The sequence below is a fragment of the Streptomyces sp. NPDC054863 genome (genome assembly GCF_053610825.1).
The window spans coordinates 39,801-48,409 of record NZ_JBSGZD010000029.1 but is presented as its reverse complement, the minus strand read 5'-3'; the positions used below and the strand labels follow the sequence as shown (position 1 = coordinate 48,409).

The following is an 8,609-nucleotide window of genomic DNA, read 5'->3' as shown; positions in this document are numbered from 1 at the left end:
GTGCGGAACCATCGCCGTGGGTACGTAGCCCCCGGCCGGGGTGCCAGGACCCGACGGCGGTGCCGTCGCGCCGGGCCGCGCCCCCGGGGTGCCGGGCGCACCGGGCGGCGGCGGAGTCGTCGAACCCCCGCCGCGCCGGGCACCGGGCGGGAGGGTGGCCTTGCTGGTCGCGGCGTCGGCGATGTCCTCGGCGCCGGCGGACAGGTCGGGGCGGCGGGGGGAGCCGGGGGTGCCGGGGGCGTTGTGAGCACCGGGAGCACCGTGCGTACCGGAAGCCGTACCGGAACCCGGTCCTGCCCCTGTCCCCGCGCCCGTACCGGCTCCGGGCAACGGCTGTGGAGCCGACGGGTCCGGTACGGCGGGTGCCACGGCAGTGCTCGGCAGTTGGCTGCCGCCCTGCAGCAGCGAGGTCTTGGCCTCGGGGGCGACCCCGGGCGGCGGGGTGTCGTCGTCGTCCGCCCCGACGAGCGGCGGCGCGAACACGGTGGCGGGCAGCGGGACGCCGCCCGCGTCGGCGGAGTTGGTGTCCGTACCGGCCCACGGCGTCACCCCGGCGGGCGGCGCACCGGCCGTGCCGGAGGAGCCCTGGGCGGGGCCGGTCCCGTACCCCGGCGACGAGGCGGGCACGCCGTCGGAGGCCGTCGGCTCGTAATCGACCGAAGCAGGAACCGGACCCGAGGCCTGGCTCGAAGCCGGACCCGAGGCCTGGCTCGAAGCCCGACCCGAAGCCGGACCCGCGCCCGAGCCGGAATTCGATGCGGAACCGGAATTCGCTGCGGAACCGGTATCCGCTCCACGAGCCGACGCACCGGACCCGGACCCGGAGCTGGACCCCGCCCCGGAGCTGCTCCCCGCTCCCGACCTCCGGTCCGGAATGCCGATCTTGTCCGCCGCTTCCTGCAACCACTCCGGCGGCGTCAGCAAGAACGACGTCTGTTGCAGGTCGACGCGCTGCGGCGGTTCCGGAGCGGGCTCCTGCACGCCGTTCGCCACAGCTCCGTACTCCTCCTCGTACCGCCGGATCACCTCGCCCACCGGCAGCTCCGGCCACAGCGTGGCCTCGCCGCTGTCGCGGGCGATGACGAGCCGCTGCCGGCCGCCGTCGGAGACCGGGCCGTTCTCCCGGTCCTCGGCCCACACCACGAAACCGAGGTCGAATTCCCGGACCCGCACCTCCCGGTGCTGGTACGCGGGCACGTCCCCGTTGACCCACTCGTCCGCACGCTCCTGCGCCTGCGCGAAAGTCACCATCGGACAGTCAACCCCGTCATCCCTCGTCCAGAACATCCGAAACGTCCACGGCGCGCGCGAAGCCGCCGTCGACCATCAGATTCGCCACCGTCTGCAGCTCCGGCGGGTTGCCCGCCAGCCGCTGCAGGAATTCGTCGAAATCTTCGCCGCAGGGCAGCAGCAGCCGCTCCACCCGCTCCTGCACCGACCAGCCGTCCTGGTCGCGCGCGTCGTCGTACGCGCAGAACCACACCGAGCCGACGTCCTCGCCGCGCACCTTCACGGCGAGGATCCCGCCCTGCACGAAGGTGACCCCGAGGTAGTCCTTCGTCAGGTGGTCGCGCAGACACTTGTTGACGTAGACCAGGTCGTTGACGCCCGCCTCGTCGCGCACCGTGAAGAACGGCTGGTCGACCAGCAGGCCCAGCTCGGCGTCCAGCGCCGCGCCGACGGGTGCGCAGCCGCCCGCCGCCTTCAGGAAGGAGCGGTACGCACCGGGCAGCCGGTATCCCAAGTCCTCCTCCACGCCCAGCACTTGGCTCTCGGAGACGGCCACGGTCCCCTTCGGCAGCCCGAAGTGGACGGGCCGCGTCTCCTGCAACGGCCGCGTGCCGCGCTTCTCCTGGTCGACGGGGGTCGTGGCTAGCCCGCCGTGGTGGCGGAGCAGCGCCTTCACCTCCACCGGCACGAGGTACATGCGGCGGCTGTACGGAACGTGGTGCCAGGTCCAGCCGTGCGGGGTCGCGACCGGGTCGAGCGTCTCCCACAGCTCGTGGCCCTCGGCGTGCAGGGCCGCGTTGGCCGACACGTAGTCGGTCAGCCGGAGCTCGTCCACGCCGAAGCCCTCGGGGGGTTCGGCGATCTCGGCGGCGGCGCGTGCGTAGGCCGCGAAGTCCGGGTGGCCGTCCTCGTCCACCGGCACACCCTGGGGGTGGCGGGCGGCCCTGACGGGGTCCGGGAAGTTCACGAGCTGCCCGGCGTAGGCCGCGTTCGGCGGCGCGGCGTTCCCCGAGCCCTGGGGACCGGGAGGTGCCCCCTGCCCGAGCCGACCTGTCGTCATGGCTGATGCCCCCTGCTGCGTCTGGCTGATTCACCACAGCCTATGCGGTGGTGCAACAAGGGGTCCTGCCCCCGGAGGGCTGCTGCGATGCCTGTACGAGACCTGCACGGCGGCCCCGTAACGGGGGGTCCACGGAAGGTCCACGGGGGGTCACGCACACCCGCCCCAAGGCCCCCTCGCGACGCCCCTCTCCTGGGGGACGCGCCCGAACCAGTGCCCCAGCTTCCCCACGACAGGGCACATTTGGCAGGCTGTCCCCGCAACTCGGGGGATTGCAGGGAGGGAACGCACCACCATGCACACTGCACAAACAGGAAATCTGCACGCACCGCAGACAACAAGGACAACGGGGGCACCAAGGGCGGCGGGCGCACCGGGAACAACGGCAGCCACGATGAAGGCCACGCGCACGGCGGGCAACCCGCGCACGGACGGACCGACGGGTACCGCACCGACGGGCAACACGGTCATGGGGACGGGGACGGGGACGATCACGGGGGCAGGCGCGGTCACGGGGGCGGGCACGGCCATGGCCATGGGGACAGGCACGGGCACGGGCTCCGCGACAGGCGCGGTCACGGGCACTGGCACCGCGACAGGCGCGGGGGCAGGCGCGGTCACGGGAGCAGGCGTGGGCGCAGGGACCGCAACGGGCGGAGGCGCAGGAGCCGGCCCGGGAACGGGCCCTGCCCGGTCGGCGTCGGCACAGGGCTCGGCGACTCCGGCCCCGGGCCCGGCCCGGTCGGCGTCGGCGCAGCAGAGCTTCACGGCCCCGGCCCCGGCCCCGGCGTCGGCACAGGGCCCGGCTCGGTCGGCGTCAGCGCGGGGCTTCACGGCCCCGGCGTCTGAGCAGGGCTCGGCGACCACGACCCCGGGCCCTGCCCGGTCGGCGTCGGCGCAGCAGAGCTTCACGGCCCCGGCCCCGGCGTCGGCACAGGGCTCGGCGACCACGACCCCAGGCCCGGCTCGGGCGGCGTCGGCACAGGGCTTCACGGCCCCGGCGTCGGCGCAGGGCTCCACGACTCCCGCGAGGGCGCAGGGCTCCGGGGCCCCGATCACGACCCCGGCCCCGCCTGCGGCACGCGAAGCAGCGGCTCCGGCCCACGGTCCGGCGACCCGTGACGCACGTACTTCCCACCCCGCTTCCCACCCCGGCGGCCTGCCCCATCCCGGGGATGCCGGCCACCTCGGCGGCCCTTCCCACCCCGGCGATGCCACCTATCCCGGCGACCGTTCCCGCCCCGGCGACTCCGCCCACCCCGGCGATGCCACGTATCCCGGCGACCGTTCCCGCCCCGGCGACTCCGCCCCCTCCGGCGACCCCCGCCTGTCCGGTGACCCCCGCCAGTCCGGCGACCCTCGTCTCTCCTGGAGCAGCAGCGCCGTAACGAGCCCGCCGCCCACGCTCCGGCACCGCCGCGACGGCATACTTCCCGCCGTCGCCGCCGCCCTCTCCGTACGCGGTGCGGACACCCTCACCTGCACCGCGGGCAAGGCCGACCAGCCGCCCGCCCTGCACCCCCTCGTCCAGGACTTCCTCGACACCCTCACCACCGGTCAGCGCACCCGCTTCACCGGCCGCTGCCCCGAGGCGATCCTGCTCTCCCGGCACATCTCGGCGGCCGAGTCGGGCCGTTCCAAGCGCGCCTCCCGCAAGCCGCTCACCGCGAACGAGGCCCGCCGCTCCCTCAAGCACTCCAAGCTCACCGCCCGCCGCATCCGCGAGGACGGCGACCCGCTGCACGGCAGCTACGCCCCGCCCTGCCGCTCCTGCGCACCGCTCCTCGCCCATTTCGGCGTACGCCCGGTAGACCCCACCGCCGAGAAGGGCTGACCACACCCGCCATGCCCCCCACCACCCAGCAGCACCCCCAGCAGCACCCTCAGCCCCAGCCCCACCCCAACACCAGCACGACCCGCTTCCCGGTGGCCGTCGACGCCGCCCTGCGCGAGGCGGGCTGGCAGCCGGGCCGCTGGGACATACGGCAGGCAGAGCACTGGGCGGACACCCTCCGCGCCCACGTCTCCCCGGCCGGTCACCGCCACACCGTCTTCCCGGCGGCGGTCGAGGCCTGGGCCGAGTTCGGCGGACTGCACATCAACCCGCCGGGCACCGGCCGCCGGATCGCCCCGACCCCCGCGCTCCTGGACCCCCTCCACGGCCTCCACCTCGCCCGTACGTTCGCGGACCTGGGCCGCGCCCTGGACACCGAGGTCTGCCCGCTCGGCCGGGAGAACGGCAAGGGCGGCGACATACAGGCCGCCCTCGCCATCGATTCCGAAGGCCGCATCTACAGCCTCGACCACACCGGCGACTGGTTCCTGGGCCACACCCTCGACCAGGCCCTCGCCACCCTGATCTCCGGCGCCCAGCCGCACCGCCTCGGCACGGCCTGAACGACCGCCTGGTCCAGCGCCCGGTCCAGCGCCTTTCCCACTGCCCGTCCCACTGCCCGGACGAGCCCCCGTCCCGCCTCCCGAACCGGGTCGAGAAGTCGCAGGAAAAAGGACTCGGCCCGCCCGTAGGCTGGTCCGTATGACCGTTACGGGGGCAGACCGCAGCGACGTGGACCTGACCAGTCCACGCTTCTGGTGGTGGGAGCGGCGACGCAGCGTCGTGCTCGATTCAGGACTGGCGGCTGCTTCGGCGGCCGAGTGCGCGGTGGAAGGGGTGGCGTTCGCCACAGAGACGGGGGTGCCGGTCGTACTGAGCGTGCTACTGGGCCTGCTGGTGGGCTCCACCCTTCTCGTACGACGCCGGTGGCCGATCGCCGTGGTCCTCGTCTCGCTCGCCGTGACCCCGGCCGAGATGGGCTTCGTACTGGGTGTGGTCGGGCTCTACTCGCTGGCCGCTTCCGACGTGCCCCGCCGCATCACCACCGTCATCGCGGGCATGTCGTTCGTCGGCACGTTCATCGTGTCCCTGGTCCGCATGCGTTCCCTCGCGGGCGACGAGGGCACCGAATTCGACCCCAGCGCCGGCTACACCCTCGTCATCTCCTTCGTACTCGCACTGGGCATGACGGCCCCGCCGCTCCTCCTCGGCCTGTACATAGGCGCCCGCCGCCGCCTGATGGAGAGCCTCCGCGAGCGGGCCGACTCCCTGGAGCGGGAACTCTCCCTCCTCGCGGACCGCGCCGAGGAGCGCGCCGAGTGGGCCCGTACGGAAGAACGCACCCGCATCGCCCGCGAGATGCACGACGTGGTCGCCCACCGCGTCAGCCTGATGGTGGTCCACGCGGCAGCCCTCCAGGCGGTCGCTCTCAAGGACCCCCAGAAGGCCGTCAAGAACGCCGCCCTGGTCGGCGACATGGGCCGCCAGGCCCTGACCGAACTCCGCGAGATGCTCGGCGTCCTGCGCTCTCCCGTTCCCAGCACACCGGCCCCCACCCCCTCGATCCCCCTGGCGGCGGTGGGAGCCGCAGCGGGCGCCGCTGCCGCGGCAGCCGCCGAAGCGGCCGAGAACGGCCCTTGCCTCGCCGACGTGGAAGCCCTCGTCGAGCAGTCCCGGGCCGCGGGAATGACCGTCGAACTCTCCGTCGACGGAGAACCCGTGCCCTGCGGCGCCCTGGTCGAGCAGACCGCCTACCGGGTCGTCCAGGAAGCCCTCACCAACGTCCACAAACACGCCCCCGGGGCGAAGACCTGGGTCCGTATCGCGCACCGCGACGGCACCGAGATCGCCATGCAGGTCGAAAACGCCGCGTCCGACGCGGACGCCCCCCAGGCCGGCCTCCCCAGCGGGGGCAACGGCCTGGTCGGCATGCGCGAACGCGTCCAGACCCTCGGCGGCGTCTTCGTCGCAGGCCCCACCGACCCGGGCGGCTTCCGAGTCTCGGCCGTCCTCCCGGTAAAGGACCCGGGCAACCTCAGCCCGTCCGGAGCCTGAGGCCGCGCACCCTCAGCCGGTCCGATGCCTGAGGTCGCGCACCCTCAGCCGGTCCGGTGTTTGAGGAGGCGCACCCTCAGCCCGTCCGGTGTTTGAGGAGGCGCACCCTCAGCCCGTCCGGAGCCTGAGGACGTGCAACCTCAGCCGGTGCGGTGTTTGAGGAGGCGCACACCCTCAGCCCGTCCGGCGTTTGAGGACGCGCGGCGCAGCCGTGCACCGGGCGCAGCCCGGGACGCCAGCCCCCACCGGCGCCGGCCGTGCTGCTTCCCAGCCCCGCGGCCAGCGGTTTAGGGAAGGGGCGGGGAGGGGCACGGCCCGCCGCAGGCGCGAACGCACCCGCACCACTCCCCACTCACCGCACCACTCCCCACTCACCGCCCTGTCCCCGCCCCGGGACCCGTCCCCGCCCCGGGCCCCACCTCGGCCTCGGAACCGGACCCGGCCTCGGACCCGGCCTCGGACCCAGCCTCGGACCCGGACCCGGAGCCCACCCCGGGACTCCCCTCGGCCCCACCTTCCACCCCCGGCAACCCCACTTCCCCCAACACCGGAAACCTCCTCGGCGCCAACACCACCAGCGCCACCAGAGCCACCACTCCCGCCCCCGCCGCCCCCACGTACACATGGTCGACCGCCGTATCGACCGCCCGCCGCAGATAGTCCGCCGCCCCGGCACCCAGCGCCGAACCCGGGTCGGTCAGCGCGTGGGAGACCGAGTCGAGGTCCTCCGGCAGCCCCTCCCTGATCGCCCCCGGCGCCGATTCCAGCCGCGCGGCCAGCGTCGCGTTGGCCACCGCTCCGAAGAGCGCCGCCCCCACGCTCTGCCCCAGCTGTCGGTAGAAGAGGATCGACGCGGTCGCGGTCCCCCGCTCGGACCAGCCGACCGTCGACTGGACCCCGACGATCAGCGGCAGCTGGAAGATCCCGAGCGCCCCGCCCAGCAACAGCATGATCAGCGCCGGCTGCCACGCGGCGCCCGGGAACGGCAGCAGCGGAAACGCCAGCAGAATCACCGTCGCCAGCGAGATCCCGATGATCGCCGTCTGCCGGAAGCCGATCCGCCGGTACACGTGCTGACTCAGCGCCGCGGACACCGGCCAGCTCAGCGTCATGATGGACAGCACGAACCCGGCCGCCGTCGGGTCGAGCCCCAGCACGGACTGGGCGTACGTCGGCAGGAAGACGGTCGGGGCGACCATCAGCAGGCCGAGCGCGCCCAGCGCGACGTTGACCGCGGCGATCGTGCGGCGCCGCCAGACCCAGCCGGGGAGGATGGGTTCGGCCGCGCGACGTTCGACCAGCACGACGACCGCGACCAGCACCGCGCTCGTGGCGAACAGCGCCAGGGACGGGGCGGAGAGCCAGGGCCAGGCCACTCCGCCCTGCACCAGTGCCGTCAACAACACCCCGCCGCAGGCGAATACGGCAAGCGCACCGGGCCAGTCGATACGAGAACGTACGACCACCCCTCCCGGTTCCCGCCCAGGCTCCCGCCCTGGTTCCCGCCCAGGCTCCCGCCCTGGTTCCCGCCCTGGTTCCCGCCCCGGCTCCCGCAAGTACTTGGCGATCAGCCACATCGCCACCGCCCCCACCGGCAGGTTGATGAGGAAGATCCACCGCCAGTCCGCGTACGTGGCCAGGATCCCGCCGACCGCGGGGCCCGCGACCGCCGAGACCGCCCACACGGTCGACAACTTCGCCTGGATCTTGGGGCGTTCCTTCAGCGGATACAGATCGGCCGCGACGGTCTGGACGGTGCCCTGGATGGCGCCGCCGCCCAGCCCCTGGACGATCCGGAAGGCGATCAGCGCCGGCATGTTCCAGGCGAGCGCGCACAGCACGGAGCCGATGAGGAAGAGCGCGATGCCGGTGATCAGTACGGGCTTGCGGCCGAAGGTGTCGGAGAGCTTCCCGTACACGGGGAGGGTGACGGTCACGGCCAGGAGGTAGCCGGCGAACAGCCAGGAGAAGACCGTGAACCCGCCGAGATCGCCCACGATCTGGGGGACGGCGGTGGAGACGATCGTCCCGTCGAGCGCGGCGAGCGCCATCCCGAGCATGAGTGCGGCGACGACCGGCCCACGCCGACCGGGGTCGCGCTGCACGGGGTCGCGCTGCACGGGGTCGCGCTGCACGGCACGGTCCCGCACGGCCCCGGGTATCTCCCCCGCGTCCTCCCCACCCTCCGTGCCTCTTACATCCTTGCCGCCCACCGAAGTCCCTTCCCCCTGCACGTATTTCCGTCGGGACAGCGTCTCACTCGCAGGTCGGGCGGGGGAGGGTGCAGAGCGGGTGGACGCGCTCCCCTCGGGCGCTCCACCCGAGGGTTGAGGGGTCGGGGCCCGCTTCCCTACTCAGGTGCAGGTAGGGCTTCGTTCCCGAGGGCGACGCGCGGGAAGGGGCTGATTCCTTAGCTTGGCTTTACAGGGA

At 73.6% G+C, this 8,609-nt stretch carries 5 protein-coding genes and 1 pseudogene; 3 read left to right on the top strand and 3 right to left on the bottom strand.

What is annotated here, in order from left to right:
• Positions 1–1,251, bottom strand: a pseudogene (locus ACWGIG_RS08700) (SUKH-4 family immunity protein); the annotation flags it as partial.
• 16 nt (positions 1,252–1,267) lie between these two features.
• On the bottom strand, positions 1,268–2,290 hold the full coding sequence (locus ACWGIG_RS08695) for an SMI1/KNR4 family protein (RefSeq protein WP_453320809.1): 1,023 nt from the start codon (positions 2,288–2,290) through the stop codon (positions 1,268–1,270).
• 1,327 nt (positions 2,291–3,617) lie between these two features.
• Between ACWGIG_RS08695 and ACWGIG_RS08690 the strand changes: the two genes are divergently transcribed.
• The 3 genes from ACWGIG_RS08690 (at position 3,618) to ACWGIG_RS08680 (ending at position 6,179) form a co-directional block, all read left to right on the top strand.
• Entirely contained in the window at positions 3,618–4,124 is a 507-nt protein-coding gene (locus tag ACWGIG_RS08690; protein WP_453320814.1) for a YwqJ-related putative deaminase, read from the top strand.
• 11 nt (positions 4,125–4,135) lie between these two features.
• Positions 4,136–4,687 (top strand): SUKH-3 domain-containing protein, encoded by a 552-nt coding sequence (locus tag ACWGIG_RS08685; protein ID WP_453320808.1) that lies wholly within the window; start codon positions 4,136–4,138, stop codon positions 4,685–4,687.
• Between the two features lie 139 nt (positions 4,688–4,826).
• Positions 4,827–6,179, top strand: a complete 1,353-nt coding sequence (locus tag ACWGIG_RS08680; protein WP_453320807.1) for a sensor histidine kinase — start codon at positions 4,827–4,829, stop codon at positions 6,177–6,179.
• A gap of 371 nt (positions 6,180–6,550) precedes the next feature.
• Here the strand turns inward: ACWGIG_RS08680 and ACWGIG_RS08675 are convergent, their stop codons facing one another.
• On the bottom strand, positions 6,551–8,239 hold the full coding sequence (locus tag ACWGIG_RS08675; RefSeq protein ID WP_453320813.1) for an MDR family MFS transporter: 1,689 nt from the start codon (positions 8,237–8,239) through the stop codon (positions 6,551–6,553).
• Positions 8,240–8,609 lie beyond the last annotated feature (370 nt).